This window comes from Sphingobium sp. YBL2 (genome assembly GCF_000943805.1).
Classification (GTDB): Bacteria; Pseudomonadota; Alphaproteobacteria; order Sphingomonadales; family Sphingomonadaceae; genus Sphingobium; species Sphingobium fuliginis.
This window is the reverse complement of the sequence record NZ_CP010954.1, coordinates 3,638,845-3,654,607: the sequence shown is the minus strand read 5'-3', so window position 1 is coordinate 3,654,607 and position 15,763 is coordinate 3,638,845. Positions and strand designations below refer to the sequence as shown.

Below are 15,763 nucleotides of genomic sequence, written 5' to 3'. Positions count from 1 at the left end.
CGGCATCGCTCACCATATCGCGCGCCGGTCGCCCGAAGGAATGCACCCATGGCCATCAACTATCGCAGTTTCGGATTTCAGGTTCTGGTCGGCATGGCGGTCGGCCTGTTGCTCGGTCTGGCGGCGCGAGCCATGGGGACCGCGCCGGGCGGCGACCTCAACTGGCTGGCGACCGCGCTCAAGACGACGGGGTCGATCTTCGTTTCCCTGCTGAAGGCCGTGGTGCCGCCGCTGGTGTTCGCGGCCATCGTCGCCTCCATCGCCAATCTGCGCGCGCTCGACAATGCGGCGCGACTGGCGGGGCAGACCCTGCTCTGGTTCGCGATCACGGCGCTGATCGCGGTCGTCATCGGCCTTGCCATCGGCCTGGTCGTCCAGCCGGGCTCTGGCCTGCACGGGCAGGCGCTGGCGATCGGCAAGACGGACTCCGTCGGTGGCTGGCTCGATTTCCTGAAGGGGCTGGTTCCCGGCAACAGCTTCGCCCTGTCCGCCAGCACCAAGCTGAACGATGGCGGCGCGACCACCACGCTTTCCTTCAACATCCTGCAATTGCTGGTGATCTCCATCGCCGTCGGCCTCGCCACCTTGAAGGTCGGAGAGAAGGCAGAGCCTTTCCTGGCCTTCGTCCGCTCCCTACTGGCGGTGGTCCGCGCCATCCTGGGCTGGATCATCCGGCTGACGCCCATCGGTTCCGCCGCCCTGATCGGCAGCGCCATCGCCACCTATGGCTGGAGCGCGCTCGCCCAGCTCGGCGGGTTTGCCGGAGCCGTCTATCTGGGCCTCGCGCTGGTGCTGCTGGTCGTCTATCCGCTGCTGCTGGCGGCAAACGGGCTCAGGCCGCTGCCCTTCTTCGCCAAGGCGTGGCCGGCGATCCAGCTCGGTTTCGTTTCGCGATCCTCGGTCGGCACGCTGCCCGTCACCGAAGCCGTGACGGAGCGCATGGGCGTGGAAAGGGGCTATGCCGCCTTCGCCATTCCGCTGGCGTCGACCACCAAGATGGACGGCTGCGCCTCCATCTATCCGGCGCTGGCGGCGATCTTCGTCGCCGGCTTCTACGGCATTCCCCTTCATGCGGCGGATTATGCGCTGATCGTCTTCGTTTCCGTCGTCGGATCGGCGGCGACGGCGGGCCTGACCGGCGCGATCGTGATGCTGACGCTGACGCTTTCCACGCTCGGACTGCCGCTGGAGGGCGCCGGGCTGCTGCTCGCCATCGATCCGATCCTCGACATGGGCCGCACCGCCGTCAATGTCGCGGGGCAGGTGCTGGTCGCCACCATCGTCGCCAAGCGGGAGGGGATTTTGGACGAGAGCGCCTATTATGGCGCGTCCCCGTCCACCGAAGCGCTCGGCTCCTCCATCGCATAGCATACCGCCTCCACATTGATGCCGTCGGGGTCGAGGATGAAGGCGGCGTAATAGCTCGCGCCATAGCGGGGCCGCAGGCCGGGCGCGCCATTATCCTTGCCCCCGGCGCGCAGCCCCGCCGCGTGAAAGGCGTGGACCATCGCCCGGTTCTCGACCCGGAAGGCGACATGCGTCCCCTCACCCACCGCTTCATTGTCACCGAACCAGAAGAAGGCGTCCTCATCCCGGCCATAGCCATGGGCATCCCCGCCGCTGCCATTTTCCGCCGCAGCGACCGTCCGCAACCGCCTGAGGCCGATCGCGCCCAGCAGTTCATCGTAGAAATCGCGCGATCGTCCGGCGTCACTGACCGCAAAGCCGATATGGTCGATCATTTTGCGCTCTCCTTTTTCTCGCTTTTGACCTAAACGCCCCACCACAACGCATGAATTGAAGAATGGGCAAAGTGGCGAAGCATCAGGTTCACATCATCGGCGGCGGTATGGCAGGCACGGAAGCGGCATGGCAATTGGCGCAGGCCGGCGTGAAGGTCCGCCTGTCGGAAATGCGCGGGAGCGGCGACATGACGCCCGCGCATCAGACCGATGGCCTTGCCGAACTGGTCTGCTCCAACAGCTTCCGCTCCGACGATGCGGACAAGAATGCCGTGGGGCTGCTGCATCAGGAGATGCGGCGGCTGGGCTCCCTCATCATGGCGCAGGCGGAACCGGCCAAGGTTCCCGCCGGGTCAGCGCTCGCGGTCGACCGCCACATCTTTTCCGAAGGCGTCACCCGGGCACTGGCCGGGCATCCCAATGTGGAGATCGTGCGCGAACGCATCGACGCCCTGCCGACAGAGGGCATGACCATCGTCGCCACCGGCCCGCTGACCGCCCCCGCTCTGGCCGCCAGCATCGGGCAAGCGGCGGGCATCGACCATCTCGCCTTTTTCGACGCCATCGCGCCGGTCGTGCATTTCGACAGCATCGACATGGACAAATGCTGGATGGCCAATCGCTGGGACAAGATCGGCCCCGGCGGCGGCGAGGGGAAGGACTATATCAACTGCCCCATGAACAGGGAGCAGTATCAGGCCTTCGTCCAGGGCCTGCTTGACGGCGAGAAGAGCGACTTCAAGGAATGGGAAAAGGACACCCCCTATTTCGAGGGCTGCATGCCCATCGAAGTCATGGCGTCGCGTGGCCCGGAAACATTGCGCCACGGACCGATGAAGCCGATGGGACTGGACGATCCGCGCACCGGCCGCTGGCCCTATGCGGTGGTGCAACTGCGGCAGGACAATGCGTCGGGCACGCTGTGGAACATGGTCGGCTTCCAGACCAAGCTGAAGCATGGCGCGCAGGTCGAACTGTTCCGCACCATCCCCGGTCTGGAAAAGGCGGAATTCGCCCGGCTGGGCGGGCTTCACCGCAACACCTTCATCCAGAGCCCCAAGCTGCTGGACGGCACCTTGCGCCTGAAAAGCGCCCCGCATATCCGCTTTGCCGGACAGGTCACGGGCTGCGAGGGCTATGTCGAGAGCGCGGCCATAGGCCTGCTCGCCGGGCGCTTTGCCGCAGCGGAGATATTGGGCCGGCCGCTCGCGCCGCTGCCGCCGGAAACCGCGCTCGGCGCGCTGCTGGGCCATGTGACCGGCAATGTCGAGACGGCGGATTACCAGCCGATGAACGTCAATTTCGGCCTCTTCCCCCCGCTCGACGACGTGAAGAAGAAGCAGCGCAAGGAAGCCATGACATCCCGCGCCCGCGCCGCGCTGGGCGCCTGGCTGGGCGAACTTCAGCCAGCCTGACGTTTCAGCATCTGCATTTGGCGGCGGCCGCGCGTTTCGGCGCGGTCGTCGCGAATTCCGCTGGGGTCAGCCTGCCGTCGCCATTGCCGTCCGCCTTGGCAAAGCGATCCGACGTCGTCACCGCCCACTCCTCGAAGGAGAGGAGATTGTCATTGTCGCGGTCGAGCGCCTTGAACGCCTTGACGCGGCTGCCCATCATCTCGACCCGCGTGATGAAGCCGTCGCGATTGCGGTCGTAGCGGCCAAAGCGCTTCTGCTCGCGGCTTTGCGGCGACGCTTCGCCAGGCATGGGCGGCGCATCGCCCGAAGCGTCCGGATCGCCTTCCGGCAAGGCGTCGACGGCAGGCGGCGGGGGCGATCCGATCAGGGGCTGGGGCACGGGTTCATTGTTCGCCCGCCCCTGCCACCAGAACAGCCCGCCCGCCGCCAGCAGCAATGCGGCCATCGCGCCCCCCAGAACTCGTTCCACACTATCCCCCTTATCGCCCCAACAATGCGATGCGCACCAATCGCCAATATAGCGCAGCGGTCAATCCCGCCGGCGCACATCGGCCTTCCTCTATGTCGCGGCGCGCGAGCTGATAGGCGATCCGCAACGGGCGCCATTGCTTTGGCCAAGCCAGCCTGCCGCCGGTTATATATCCTCGCGCCAGCTCTATTGCCCTGCCCGCGACTTCCCGGTCCGCACCATGTCCGGACAAATCCCACAACGCCCAGGCCGCCCCCGCGCGGTCGAGCCAGGATGGAATATCCTCCCGCCCCGCCAGCGCCCGAAACAGGCCACCGCCTCGTCCCTCCGCATAGCCGGAAAGATCGACCTCCCCGATCAGCGCCTCCCAGCCGTCAAGCCATTGCGACAGGCCGCACGGCGGCAGCGCGTCCAGCTTCCGCATCGCATCGATCAACGGCTCGCCGCGCCCCTTTACGCCGCTTTCATCGGTCAGGGCGTCGTTCCACCAGGCCATTCGCATCTGCCCGATGATCGGCTCGCTCGTCGTCGCCACGAGCCGCGAGAATCGGGCATCGAGCGCCCAGATCAACCGATGACGCGGCGCATCAGGGCCAGCATAGGCGCTGAGCAGCGACGGCAATGGGGCGAGATCCTCGCTCACAATATCCATCCGCCTATATCGATGGAAATGGATTTGGCCGAAATTATCAGCTTTTTAACCCCAACCGGCATAGTGATCCTGGCAACTGCCCCTGGATGGGCATGGGGCTGCCCTGCCTGAATTGGGGGTGCGGGGCAAGTAAAGGCAGAGCGGATTATGAGCGACCGGATCAAGCGCGCGCTGTTCATTCTGATGCGGCTTTATCACAATCAGGCGGGGAATACCCTGGCCATGGTAGCGGCTGCTGTCCTTCCGCTTATGGGATTGATTGGCGGCGGTGTCGACATGAGCCGCATCTATCTGACGAAGTCGAGGCTGCAGCAAGCCTGCGACGCCGGCGCACTTGCCGGCCGCAAAACCATGGGCGGCGGAGCATGGGCCGCCAACAATAACCAGGCGCTGAATGCCGCAAACGGGATGTTCGACGCCAATTTCCGGCCAGGCTCCTATGGCAGCGGAACGGTGATGCGATCGTTCAGCGAGTCCGCGGGAAAGGTTACCGGCACGGCGTCTGTGCCGCTGCCGATGGCGATCATGCGGATTTTCGGCATTAATTCCAAAACAATCGAGGTCGCTTGCGACGCTGAAATGCGCCTGCCGAATACCGATGTGATGTTCGTGTTGGACACCACAGGTTCAATGGGGAGTGCGATTTCTGGAGATACTGAAACGAAGATCGTGGGGCTGCGACGTGCTGTCAGATGCTTCTTCGAAATCGTGGCTAGGCTGGATAGCGTCGCAACATGTGATGGCGGCGCTCCCTCTGGCGGCACCAGTTCGGAGACACAGATCCGTTTCGGCTTCGTCCCTTATGCGACCAACGTGAATGTCGGCAGGCTACTTCCGTCCGAATGGTTCAGAGATTTTTCGTCTTATCAGTCACGTGAACGGGTCGTCGTATATGGTCGGCCTGTATCCTACGTCGACAGTAGTAAAACAGACTGGCCGTTGATCGGCTGGACCCAGAAGACCGCGACCACCGCTAGCGATGCGCTCTGCAAATCAACTTATGTCGATCCAACGGAATCCTCGGGCGCCACCGGCGCGCTCAGCAACGGCATCAACGAGAGTAATGGCGGCGTGCAGGGACATGGCAACTGGCAGGCCACGCAGGCGTGGCAGGACACTCAGCGCCAGTTTGTCAGTTGGACGTCCAACAACAAGAGATGTACCTACCAGATAAGATCGCGATCCTACACGCGCACCTATACCTATCAGTGGTCCGACACCGCCGCTTCAGACACAGTCGCGTTCAATGCCTGGCATTACGGCTTAGTATCTTTCGATTTGCGCGGACTGAAAAGTGGTAATGGATGGACCGCCGCCGGAACAGTCACCTTGCCCATCGGCGGCGGGACGACCAATCAAACGAATTCATCCTATTATAACGACAGGACAATTACGTGGAACGGTTGCATCGAAGAACGGCAAACGGTGCGCGCGACAAGCTATACTCCCCTTCCCGAGGGCGCATTCGACTTAGACGTGAATGCGCCACCCACGACGGCCCCAGAAACGCAATGGGCGCCTGCTCTGGGTCAAACTATATACCGCCGCGGCACGACCTATTCTGACAACACCAGAAGCACCAACGACATCACCACATTCAGCGCTTTTTCTCCCAATAACAGCACTGAATGCCCGGTGGCAGCCACGAAACTGCGTCAGTGGGCCTCTGCATCGGATTTCGATGCCTATGTCGACACTTTGACGCCGAGCGGCAGCACCTATCACGATATTGGCCTGATCTGGGGCGCGCGCCTAATTTCTCCCACAGGCCTGTTCGCATCGGAAAATGCAACGACAGCGCGTGGCGGAGAAATTCAACGGCACGTCATTTTCATGACCGATGGTCAAGCCGATACCGATGTAGATAATTATCAGGCCTACGGCATGGCTTGGTATGATCGCCGTCAGACAGATCCAAATACGGTCCCGACGGATGGCACCTCCACCAGCGCGACATTGACAGAGCAGGTTTACGCCCGGACGGCGGCAACATGCGCTGCAATCAAAAACATGCCCAACACAACGCTGTGGGTGGTATGGTTCGGCACGAAGAATACCACCATAGAAAATATATTGACGAATTGCGCCAGTAAGGATCGCTTCTTCTCAGCCCAAAGTTCGGCCGCCCTGCAACAGACTTTCCGCAATATCGCCAATCAGATTTCCCAACTCAGGCTGACAAGCTGATGTCAGTGGCAGCGCTTATCCGTCGATCCAGCGACCAGCGGGGTACCGCCATCACGGAATTCGGGCTGATCGCGCCCGTGTTCCTGCTGCTGATGCTTGGCGCGCTGGACCTGGCGCATACGCTGTACATGCAGGGCGTGCTTCAGGGCGTGGTGCAGAAGGCGGCGCGGGATTCAACGCTGGAAAGCGGTCAGGAAGAGGCGACGCAGTTGGCCATCAACCAGAAGATCGAAGATCAGGTGAAGCGGCTGGCGGCCAATGCCGAAGTGAGAATCAGCCGTCGCAACTTCTATTCCTATACGAAGGCGGCCCAGGCAGTCGCAGAGCCTTATAATGACAATAACGGCAACGGCAAATGCGATGATGGCGAACCGTTTCAGGACAATAATGCCAATGGCGTTCGGGATGCGGACGGGGGCAGCGAAGGTCAGGGCGGCACCCAGGCAGCCGTGGTCATGATCGTGGACGTCCAATATCCCCGCTTCTTCCCTCTGGACAAGATGATCGGCCTACCCGGCAAGGTCCATCTCTCGGCAAAGACCGTGCTGACCAACCAGCCCTATGGCCAGAAACCCGGCGAACCTGTTTCCGTCGTGAGGAATTGCCCATGAGGAGGAACAGCAATATTTTTGCACGCTGTTCGAACTGGATTTGTGGTCTAAGCCGCGCGCAGAACGGCATCGCGGTGGTCGAATTCGCCCTATGTCTGCCATTCGTCCTGGTGGCTACTCTTACGGCTGCCGAGCTGGCCAACTATACAGTCACCAAAATGCGCGTCAGCCAGTTGGCATTGCGGCTTGCCGATGACGGGTCGCGTATTGGGACAGGCGACCTGTTATCAACCAAACAGATAACGGAAGCACAAATAAATGATCTGATGACGGGTGCCGACCTTCAGGGTTCCGCCCTGGGCCTGTTTTCCAACGGCAAGGTCGTCCTCACCAGCCTTGAACCAGTGGCCAATCCCAACACAACCGATCGCTACCGCATCCGTTGGCAGCGATGCCGAGGCGGCCTGACCTACTCTTCCGGCTTCGGCAAGCAGGGTGACACCAACCTGACAGGCATTTCGGTCAATGGCCAAACCCTCAAGGCTCCAGAGGGGGGCGCTGTCATCCTTGCCGAGGTGGCGTATAGATATCAGCCGCTGATCGGATCGCGCTGGCTCAACTTGTCGAGCATGGTTGAGACCGCAGGGATGTATGTCCGGGACAATCGCGAATATGCAGGACCAACAGGCGGCGTAGGCATCTACAACCCGGAAAATGTGACGGCATCGACCTGTAGTTGATGGGGAGCCGCACGTGCCGCTCCCCATCCGCAGTTCACCGATAACAAACCTTCTTCGCCGCAGCGACAACCCGCGCCGCATCGATAAGCGCCGCCTTTTCCAGATTCGCCGCATAGGGCAGCGGCACATCCTCATTGGTCACGCGCAGCACAGGGGCGTCGAGGTCGTCGAAACCCTGTTCCATCACCACCGCCGCGATCTCAGACGCGATCGAGCAGACCGGCCAGCCCTCTTCCACCACCACCAGGCGATTGGTCTTCTTCAGACTCTCCAGCACAGTCGCGGTATCGAGCGGGCGTAGCGTGCGCAGGTCGATGACCTCCGCATCGATGCCTTCGCCGGCCAAAGCCTCCGCCGCTTCCAGCGCCACGCCAACGCCGATGGAGTAGCTGACCAGCGTCACATCCTTGCCTTCGCGGACGATGCGCGCCTTGCCGATGGGGAGGACATAATCGTCCACCTTGGGCACGTCGAAGCTGCGGCCATAGACCAGTTCGTTCTCAAGGAACACGACCGGATCGTCCGAACGGATCGCCGCCTTGAGCAGGCCCTTGGCGTCGGCCGAGTCATAGGGCGCGATGACGATGAGCCCGGGAACCGACGCATACCAGGGACCGTAATTCTGGCTATGCTGCGCGGCGACGCGGCTGGCCGCGCCATTGGGACCGCGGAACACGATCGGACAGCGCATCTGGCCGCCGGACATGTAATTGGTCTTGGCGGCCGAATTGATGATATGGTCGATCGCCTGCATCGCGAAGTTGAAGGTCATGAACTCGACGATCGGCTTCAATCCGCCCATCGCCGCGCCCGCGCCGATGCCGGCAAAGCCATATTCGGTGATCGGCGTATCGATGACGCGCCTGTCGCCGAATTCCTCCAGCAGGCCCTGTGTGACCTTATAGGCGCCCTGATATTCGGCCACCTCTTCACCCATGACGAAGACGCGCTCGTCCCGCCGCATTTCCTCGGCCATGGCGTCGCGCAGCGCTTCGCGAACGGTGGTCTTGATATATTCGGTACCCTCGGGCAGCGCCGGGTCCTTGACGGTCGCCTTCGCCTCGGTCGCAAGCTTCGACGTGCCGCTTTCGGCCTTCCTGGGTGCCGGAGCGGCTTCGGGCGCGGCGGGAGGCGCACTTTCGGCGGCCTTCGGGGCCTGTGCGGTCTCGCCACCCTCGCCTGCCCCATCTGCCGCCATCGTTGCGATGACGGTGCCGACCTTCACGCCTTCAGTCCCCTCGGCCACCATGATCTGGCCGATCTTGCCTTCATCGACGGCTTCGAATTCCATCGTCGCCTTGTCGGTCTCGATCTCGGCCAATATGTCGCCCGAGCGGACCTCGTCCCCTTCCTTCACCAGCCACTTCGCCAACGTGCCTTCCTCCATCGTCGGGGAAAGCGCCGGCATCTTGATTTCGATACCCATTAATATTGCTCCACCAGCACGTCGGTATAAAGGTCGTGCAGTTCCGGTTCGGGAGAGGTTTCAGCGAAATCCGCCGCGTCGCTGACGATCTTGCGGATGTCCTGGTCGATCTTCTTGAGTTCGTCCTCCAAGACGCCCAGGTCGGCCAGATATTTCTTGACGCCTTCGATCGGGTCGGACTTTTCGCGCATCGACTGCACTTCCTCGCGCGACCGGTATTTGGCCGGATCGGACATGGAATGGCCGCGATAGCGATAGGTCTTCATTTCCAGCAGGATCGGACCGTTGCCCGCCTGCACCCATTTCAGCGCCTCTTCCGTCGCGCCGCGCACCGCCAGCACGTCCATGCCGTTCACCTGGATGCCGGGAATGCGGAAGCTTTCGCCGCGCCGGTAAAGCTGGTCTTCCGCGGAGGAGCGGTTGACGCTGGTGCCCATGGCATATTGGTTGTTCTCGATCACGAAGATGATCGGCAGCTTCCACAGCTCGGCCATGTTGAAGCTTTCGTAGACCTGGCCCTGATTGGCGGCGCCGTCTCCGAAATAGGCGACGCAGACGCCGCCGTCATTATTATACTTGTGCGCGAAGCCGAGACCGGCGCCAAGCGACACCTGGGCGCCGACGATGCCGTGGCCGCCGTAGAATTTATGCTCGACGCTGAACATGTGCATCGAACCGCCCTTGCCGCGCGAAATGCCCGCTTCGCGGCCGGTCAGTTCAGCCATGATGACGTTGGGATCGATGCCATAGGCCAGCATGTGGCCATGGTCGCGATAGCCGGTGATGACGCTGTCCTTGCCGGGCTGGAGCGCCGACTGGATGCCGACGGCGACCGCTTCCTGCCCGATATAGAGGTGGCAGAAGCCGCCGATCAGGCCCAGGCCGTAAAGCTGGCCGGCCTTTTCCTCGAAACGGCGGATCAGGACCATCTGCCGGTAGAATTCCAGCAGCTCTTCCTTGGTGGCCTTATAATCTTTGGGAGTGTCGGGGCGAGGCCGGTTATGGTCCGCGCCGGCGGCGGGTGCAGCCGCCTTTGCCTTTGCGCGTGAAGGACGCGGCGTCGTTGGTTTCGCCAAGGCTCTTATCCTTTTGCGTGGGTGAGGATGGAAGGAAGGCCGGTATAGCGGCAGTCCGCCCCCAAATGCAACGCGGCATGGGGCACAGGAACGCGGCAAAAGCGATCGGCCAGCCATCGGGAAAGGTCAGTTCAGCGGGACGATCACTTCATCATGATGGACGACGCCCAGCTCCCGCCGGATCAGTTCATCGGAAAGATCGGGATCGACGCGCCGGGGATCGAGCAGGTCCACCCGGTTCTTCAACTCCTGCCGGCTGGCCTGAACCTGCTTCAGTTCAGACTGGGCATGATGGAGCTGCCGCTTGTAATCGCCCCATGCCAGAACCCCGTTGGAGCCCAGCACCACATAGCCTGCGAAGAAGAGAAGAAGAAGCACCGCAATCGCCGGACCGAAGGCCGAAAAAAGCAACATGCGGAGTTTCGCGATATGCGCCATGGACCAGTTGAATCACAGGGACGGGCCGGCCGCAAGCAAAATTTACTGCGCTTGCGACCGGATGTCGAAAATTTGATTTAGCGGAAAATCGAACGCCCGGCGTAAAGCGCGACGTCGCCCAGTTCTTCTTCGATCCGGATGAGCTGGTTATACTTGGCGAGCCGGTCCGAACGGGCGAGCGAACCGGTCTTGATCTGGCCGCAATTGGTGGCGACGGCCAGATCGGCGATCGTCGCGTCCTCGGTCTCGCCGGAACGGTGCGACATGACGGCGGTGTAGCGCGCCCGATGGGCCATGTCGACGGCCGCCAGCGTTTCGGTGAGCGAACCGATCTGGTTCACCTTGACCAACAGCGAATTGGCGAGGCCCTTGCCGATGCCCATTTCCAGACGCCTGGGATTGGTCACGAAAAGGTCGTCGCCCACCAGCTGGACCTTGCCCCCGATCTTGTCGGTCAGCGCCTTCCAGCCCTCGAAATCATCCTCGCTCATGCCGTCCTCGATCGACTTGATCGGATAGTCGGCGCAAAGGGCCGCGAGATAATCGGCCATTTCGACCGGGCTGAGCGACAGGCCTTCGCCCGAAATCTCATACTTGCCGTTCCTGAAGAATTCGGTCGCCGCGCAGTCCAGCGCCAGCACGACGTCATCGCCCGGCTTGTAGCCCGCTTTCTCCACCGACAGCATGATGAAGTCGAGCGCATCGCGGGTAGAGGCGATGTTGGGCGCGAAACCGCCTTCATCGCCAACGGAGGTGGCCAGTCCCTTCTCGTGCAGGCCCTTCTTCAGCGTATGGAAGATTTCCGAACCGATCCGCACGGCGTCGGCAATGCTCTCCGCGCCGACCGGCATGATCATGAATTCCTGGAAGTCGATCGGATTGTCGGCATGTTCGCCGCCGTTGATGATGTTCATCATCGGCACCGGCAGCACATGCGCATTGACGCCGCCGACATAGCGATAGAGCGGCAGGCCGCGCGCATCGGCGGCCGCCTTCGCCACCGCCAGGCTGACCCCCAGGATCGCGTTGGCGCCCAGGTTCGACTTGTTCTCCGTCCCGTCGAGCGCGATCATCGCAGCATCGACCTCCGCCTGATCCTCGGCATCCAGGCCGATGATCTGCTCGGCAATCTGGTCATTGACGGCGGCGACGGCGGCGAGCACGCCCTTGCCCAGATATTTGGCGGCGTCCCCATCCCGCTTTTCCACCGCTTCATAGGCGCCGGTCGAAGCGCCCGAAGGCACGGCGGCGCGGCCGAAGCTGCCATCCTCCAGCATCACGTCGACTTCGACGGTCGGATTGCCGCGGCTGTCCAGAATCTGGCGGGCATGAATATCGAGAATGGCTGTCATGGTCGCTCCTTGGAGTGGCTCTGGGGACTGGCTCTGGTCGCTTTTCGCGCCCCGCTTAGCCACCGCCTCCCCGCTTGGCAATGCAGGGGCTTGCAAGGACTCGAAAAATGCCGATGCTCAAAATAGTAACGGCAACGGAACTGTGGGCGGTGGCGAAGCATTAGAGGCAGAGCCGCCCGCCCGCACAGCGATTCCACCGTATTTCAAAGGGAGACTTAGGACGATGGCCGACACCCCGGAAACCCCGCCCGCCAAGCGCGCCAGAAAGGCCAGCCCCGCCAAGGCGCCCAAGGCCAAGCCGGCCAAGGCCGCCCTGTCCGGCACGCTGGTGAAGGCCGCGCCCGTCAAGACCGCCACCACGCGCAAGGCTGCCGCGCCCAAGACGCCGGGCAACGGCGCCGCCGCCCATGGCTGGACCGCGCAGATCGCGCCGATCAAGGCGCAAGCGGAAAAGGCTGCGAAGGCCGCCGCCGACAAGCTGAACGCCGTGGATTGGAAAGCGCATATCGACCCGCTCAAGGACCAGGCGTCCAAGACCGCAAAATCCGCCGCGGGCGTCGCCAAGGACAAGACCGGATCGGCCATGCAGAGCCTGGCGAAGCTGATTTCCGACACGGCGGGCACCGTCGATGCGAAGCTTGGCCCGCAATATGGCGACTATGCGCGCCAGGCGGCCGAATCGGTGGCCGGCGCCGCGAAGACGCTGGACAGCAAGGATGTCGACCAGTTGATGACCGAAGCGCGGGATTTCGTGCGCAAGAGCCCGGCCGTGGCCATCGGCGCCGCGGCGGTGGTCGGCTTCGTGCTGATGCGTCTTGCCAAGGGGTCGGACGAAGACGCCTGATCGCGTCCTTGCCCATTGACGGACGACAGGGCCCCGGCGCCGGGGCGGAGGATATTTTGACTCAAGAGCCCCTGCAGACCGAGGCACAGGAAGAGTCCGTGCGGGACGTCTTCACACGCCTGTACAGCGACGGGCGGGCCTATGCGGAAGCGGAAGTCGAACGGCAGAAGCTGCGCGCCGGCATCGTCGGCGCGGGGGTCCGCGATGCGCTGATCTTCGCGACGGCGGGCATCATGCTTGTCTTCGCGGCGATCGTCGCCGGGTTGGTGGGCATCATATTGGCGTTGTCGCCGCTTGTCGGGCCCGGCTGGGCGACAGGCGCGGTATTCGGCGGCGCGCTGGTCATCGCGCTGCTGCTGCTGCTGGTCGCGAAGGGCCGCATCGACCGGATGAAGAAGGCGGTGAAGCCATGAAGCGCGAAGAAGCCTATCGCGATGCGGTGGCGCGGGCGGATGCGCGCAAGGCCGCGCTCATCTCCAGCGCCCTCGCCGCCAGGGCGCGCCTCACCCCCGCCCGGCTCAAGCAGGACGCGAAGGACAAGGCAACGGAAACGCTGATGGACGGCGCCGCCTATGCGGCTGCCAAGGTCCAGCAACGGCCGGCGGCCACGGCCGCGGCGACGGGCGCGCTCGCGCTCTATTTGCTGCGCCGCCCGCTCGGGGCACTTTTCCGGCAGATATACGTTCGGATAAGCAACCGCACAGAAGAGATTTCGGAGACTGACGATGGCTGACATCCGCACGCAACTCACCCGCGCCCGTGAAGCCGCGAACGACATTGCCGGGACCGCGTCCGGCAAGTTCCGCGATACGGCGGATCGCGCGAGGGAAAGCGCCGGCGACCTGATCCAGACGAGCCGTGAAAAGGCGGGCGATGCCTATGCGGACGCGCGCGACCGGTCGCAACGGATCGCGGCCCGCGCCAATGAAATCGTTCAGGAACACCCCATCGCCGCCGTCGCGGGCGCCGTCGCGGCCGGAGCCGTCATCGCATGGATGTTCCCCAAGAGCCGCGCGGCCATGAAGGCCCTTCCCGGCCTTGCCAGCAGTGCGGGCGCCAAGGTGCTGGAAGCGGCGCTCGCCGCCAGGGCCGTGGCGGCGGAAAATGCGGAAAGCCTGCGGTCGAACGCTGGCGAGGCGCTGCACAATGCGGCCGAGGGTACGAGGGAAGCGGCGGCATCGGCACGCGACAGCGTGGCGTCCGCCGACCTCGGTGCGGAGGCGTCCCGCCTTGCCGACGATGTGGCTGCGCTGGTCGCCGCGAAGGTCGACGCACTGAGCGAAGCGGTGAAGGCCCGATTGCCAAAAACGTAATCGCGCTGCCGCCAAAAGCATGCTGATCCGGCCGCCTGCCCCCTTGGACGGGTGCGGGCGGCCTGCTACGCTATGGGTTCACCGAGCAGGAGAACATAAGATACCATGAGCAAGCTGCACCTTGTAATGGGCGGTCGCGTCAAAAATCCTCAAACGCTGGAATTCGAAGATCTGAGTTCGATCGAGCTGGTCGGCGTCTATCCCGATTACAGCAGTGCAGAAAATGCCTGGCGCGGCGCTGCTCAGCGGACGGTCGACGATGCGGAGATGCGCTATGTGATCGTGCACCTGCACCGGCTGCTGGAACCCGATCTGCCCAGCGGCTGAAGAGCAGGAAAGCCGGGCGTCAGGAAAGGGGCTGGGGACGCTTGCGGAAACGCCAGCGCAGCAAAGGGCGCGTCAGCACCAGCCCCACCAGAAAGCCGCCGATATGCGCGGCAACAGCAATCTGCCCCAGGTCGCCCAGTCCCTGCGCCGTGGCGAAACCGATCATGAGCTGAAGCACAATCCAGCTTGCCGCCAGCCAGAGCAGACGAACCAGATTGGCCGACACCGGTCCAACCCGCCGGACCTTCTGCTGGCTGTAGAGCAGCGCATAGGTCGCGATGACCGCCGATATGGCCCCGCTGGCGCCGACCATGGGATTGGTGGAATGCGGATCGATCGCCCATTGCAGCGCCGTCGCGCCATAGGCTCCGGCAATGTAGAGCAGCAGCGTCGCGCCCTTGTCCAGCACATGCTCCACCTGTCGCCCGCAGAAGACGAACATGAACAGGTTGAAGCCGACATGCAGCCAGTTGGCATGGACCAGCGTGCAACTGATCGGCGTCAGCCACACCGGAACGGCCGCCATGCCGGCCAGCAGGGCGCCATCCTCCACCCGTGCGGGGATGAAGCCGGCCATGATCGCGGCATTATCGACCTGCCCCGTCAGGTAAAGCAGCAGGAAGGCGACGAAGGTGATCGCCGCAATCCCGTTCGTCATGCGACCGGCAGGCAGTTTCACGGATGGATCAGATGAAATCGATCTTGTCGACCAGGTAGAATTTATCGCCCGATGGCACCGACACCTCGACCTCCTCGCCGATCTGGCGCCCGATCAGCGCGCGGCCCAGGGGGCTGTTATAGCTGATCATGCCAAGCTTGGCGTCAGCCTCGGCCTGGCCCACGATCTGGTACTTGACCGGCTTGTCGTCCTCATCAAGCAGGGTGACGGTCGCGCCGAACACGACCTTGTCGCCCGAAAGCGTCCTGGGATCGATGATCTGGGCACGGGACAGCTTGTCTTCCAGATCGGCAATGGTGGCTTCAACCTGGCCCTGACGCTCCTTGGCGGCGTGATATTCGGCATTTTCCGACAGATCGCCGTGCGCGCGGGCTTCTTCGATGGCGTCCACGATCAACGGCCGCTCGGCCTTCAACTCGCGGAGCTGCTCGTTGAGCTTGTCATAGCCCATCTGCAGCATCGGCATCTTCTCGACGGTCGCCATTCTTGCAAATCCTTCGTCAAAACTTCCCTTTGGCGGCCCCGACCTTGGGGCCACCCGCAGCGTGCTTC

At 63.0% G+C, this 15,763-nt stretch carries 19 protein-coding genes; 10 read left to right on the top strand and 9 right to left on the bottom strand.

The window, feature by feature from the left end; translation table 11 throughout:
• The first annotated feature begins 48 nt into the window (after positions 1-48).
• Positions 49-1,368 carry a dicarboxylate/amino acid:cation symporter gene (locus TZ53_RS16840; protein WP_044662030.1) on the top strand — a complete coding sequence of 440 codons (1,320 nt, stop codon included), beginning with the start codon at positions 49-51 and terminating at the stop codon, positions 1,366-1,368.
• Here the strand turns inward: TZ53_RS16840 and TZ53_RS16835 are convergent.
• Positions 1,320-1,742 (bottom strand): VOC family protein, encoded by a 423-nt coding sequence (locus TZ53_RS16835; protein ID WP_044662029.1) that lies wholly within the window; start codon positions 1,740-1,742, stop codon positions 1,320-1,322. The two genes, TZ53_RS16840 and TZ53_RS16835, sit on opposite strands and share 49 nt — an antisense overlap.
• Before the next feature lie 62 nt (positions 1,743-1,804).
• Here TZ53_RS16835 and trmFO point away from each other — a divergent pair, with 62 nt between their 5' ends.
• Positions 1,805-3,157, top strand: coding sequence for a methylenetetrahydrofolate--tRNA-(uracil(54)-C(5))-methyltransferase (FADH(2)-oxidizing) TrmFO (gene trmFO / locus TZ53_RS16830; RefSeq protein ID WP_170825589.1), 1,353 nt, complete (start codon positions 1,805-1,807; stop codon positions 3,155-3,157).
• Positions 3,158-3,161: 4 nt separating this feature from the next.
• Here trmFO and TZ53_RS16825 read toward each other — a convergent pair whose 3' ends face one another.
• Together TZ53_RS16825 and TZ53_RS16820 are read right to left on the bottom strand one after the other, a co-directional pair.
• Complete coding sequence (locus TZ53_RS16825; RefSeq protein WP_025549075.1) at positions 3,162-3,626, bottom strand: EF-hand domain-containing protein; 465 nt, start codon at positions 3,624-3,626, stop codon at positions 3,162-3,164.
• A gap of 10 nt (positions 3,627-3,636) precedes the next feature.
• On the bottom strand, positions 3,637-4,278 hold the full coding sequence (locus TZ53_RS16820) for a hypothetical protein (protein WP_044662028.1): 642 nt from the start codon (positions 4,276-4,278) through the stop codon (positions 3,637-3,639).
• Positions 4,279-4,425: 147 nt separating this feature from the next.
• Between TZ53_RS16820 and TZ53_RS16815 the strand changes: the two genes are divergently transcribed.
• Genes TZ53_RS16815 through TZ53_RS16805 form a run of 3 tightly spaced genes read left to right on the top strand, consistent with a single transcriptional unit; the run spans position 4,426 to position 7,756 of the window.
• Positions 4,426-6,465, top strand: coding sequence for a Tad domain-containing protein (locus tag TZ53_RS16815; RefSeq protein WP_044662027.1), 2,040 nt, complete (start codon positions 4,426-4,428; stop codon positions 6,463-6,465).
• Complete coding sequence (locus TZ53_RS16810) at positions 6,465-7,076, top strand: TadE/TadG family type IV pilus assembly protein (protein WP_044662026.1); 612 nt, start codon at positions 6,465-6,467, stop codon at positions 7,074-7,076. The genes TZ53_RS16815 and TZ53_RS16810 overlap by 1 nt, the downstream gene beginning before the upstream one ends.
• Positions 7,073-7,756 carry a TadE/TadG family type IV pilus assembly protein gene (locus tag TZ53_RS16805; protein WP_025549070.1) on the top strand — a complete coding sequence of 228 codons (684 nt, stop codon included), beginning with the start codon at positions 7,073-7,075 and terminating at the stop codon, positions 7,754-7,756. The genes TZ53_RS16810 and TZ53_RS16805 overlap by 4 nt, the downstream gene beginning before the upstream one ends.
• A 34-nt stretch (positions 7,757-7,790) precedes the next feature.
• On the opposite strand, the gene TZ53_RS16800 is transcribed toward TZ53_RS16805, so the two are convergent.
• The 4 genes from TZ53_RS16800 to eno form a co-directional block, all read right to left on the bottom strand.
• Entirely contained in the window at positions 7,791-9,182 is a 1,392-nt protein-coding gene (locus TZ53_RS16800) for a pyruvate dehydrogenase complex E1 component subunit beta (RefSeq protein ID WP_044662025.1), read from the bottom strand.
• Positions 9,182-10,258: a pyruvate dehydrogenase (acetyl-transferring) E1 component subunit alpha gene (pdhA, locus tag TZ53_RS16795; RefSeq protein WP_044662024.1), complete on the bottom strand. Its 1,077-nt coding sequence runs from the start codon at positions 10,256-10,258 to the stop codon at positions 9,182-9,184. The genes TZ53_RS16800 and pdhA overlap by 1 nt, the downstream gene beginning before the upstream one ends.
• A 126-nt stretch (positions 10,259-10,384) precedes the next feature.
• Positions 10,385-10,696: an FtsB family cell division protein gene (locus TZ53_RS16790; RefSeq protein ID WP_025549066.1), complete on the bottom strand. Its 312-nt coding sequence runs from the start codon at positions 10,694-10,696 to the stop codon at positions 10,385-10,387.
• Positions 10,697-10,773: 77 nt separating this feature from the next.
• Entirely contained in the window at positions 10,774-12,048 is a 1,275-nt protein-coding gene (gene eno / locus TZ53_RS16785; protein WP_044662023.1) for a phosphopyruvate hydratase, read from the bottom strand.
• Positions 12,049-12,271: 223 nt separating this feature from the next.
• Between eno and TZ53_RS16780 the strand changes: the two genes are divergently transcribed.
• The 5 genes from TZ53_RS16780 (at position 12,272) to TZ53_RS16760 (ending at position 14,532) form a co-directional block, all read left to right on the top strand.
• On the top strand, positions 12,272-12,892 hold the full coding sequence (locus tag TZ53_RS16780) for a hypothetical protein (RefSeq protein WP_044662022.1): 621 nt from the start codon (positions 12,272-12,274) through the stop codon (positions 12,890-12,892).
• Positions 12,893-12,990: 98 nt separating this feature from the next.
• On the top strand, positions 12,991-13,305 hold the full coding sequence (locus TZ53_RS16775; RefSeq protein WP_083198974.1) for a phage holin family protein: 315 nt from the start codon (positions 12,991-12,993) through the stop codon (positions 13,303-13,305).
• On the top strand, positions 13,302-13,625 hold the full coding sequence (locus TZ53_RS16770; RefSeq protein WP_025549060.1) for a hypothetical protein: 324 nt from the start codon (positions 13,302-13,304) through the stop codon (positions 13,623-13,625). Before TZ53_RS16775 ends, TZ53_RS16770 begins: the two co-directional genes overlap by 4 nt.
• Complete coding sequence (locus tag TZ53_RS16765) at positions 13,618-14,205, top strand: DUF883 family protein (RefSeq protein WP_044662020.1); 588 nt, start codon at positions 13,618-13,620, stop codon at positions 14,203-14,205. Before TZ53_RS16770 ends, TZ53_RS16765 begins: the two co-directional genes overlap by 8 nt.
• A gap of 105 nt (positions 14,206-14,310) precedes the next feature.
• A complete protein-coding gene (locus tag TZ53_RS16760) occupies positions 14,311-14,532 on the top strand; it encodes a DUF4170 domain-containing protein (protein WP_025549059.1) in 222 nt (73 codons plus the stop codon).
• A 19-nt stretch (positions 14,533-14,551) separates the two neighbouring features.
• Here the strand turns inward: TZ53_RS16760 and TZ53_RS16755 are convergent, their stop codons facing one another.
• The gene (locus tag TZ53_RS16755; RefSeq protein ID WP_037482410.1) at positions 14,552-15,190 is read right to left on the bottom strand and encodes a rhomboid family intramembrane serine protease; all 639 of its coding nucleotides are present in this window, start codon (positions 15,188-15,190) and stop codon (positions 14,552-14,554) included.
• A gap of 28 nt (positions 15,191-15,218) precedes the next feature.
• Positions 15,219-15,695: a transcription elongation factor GreA gene (greA, locus tag TZ53_RS16750; protein ID WP_025549056.1), complete on the bottom strand. Its 477-nt coding sequence runs from the start codon at positions 15,693-15,695 to the stop codon at positions 15,219-15,221.
• Positions 15,696-15,763: the final 68 nt, after the last annotated feature.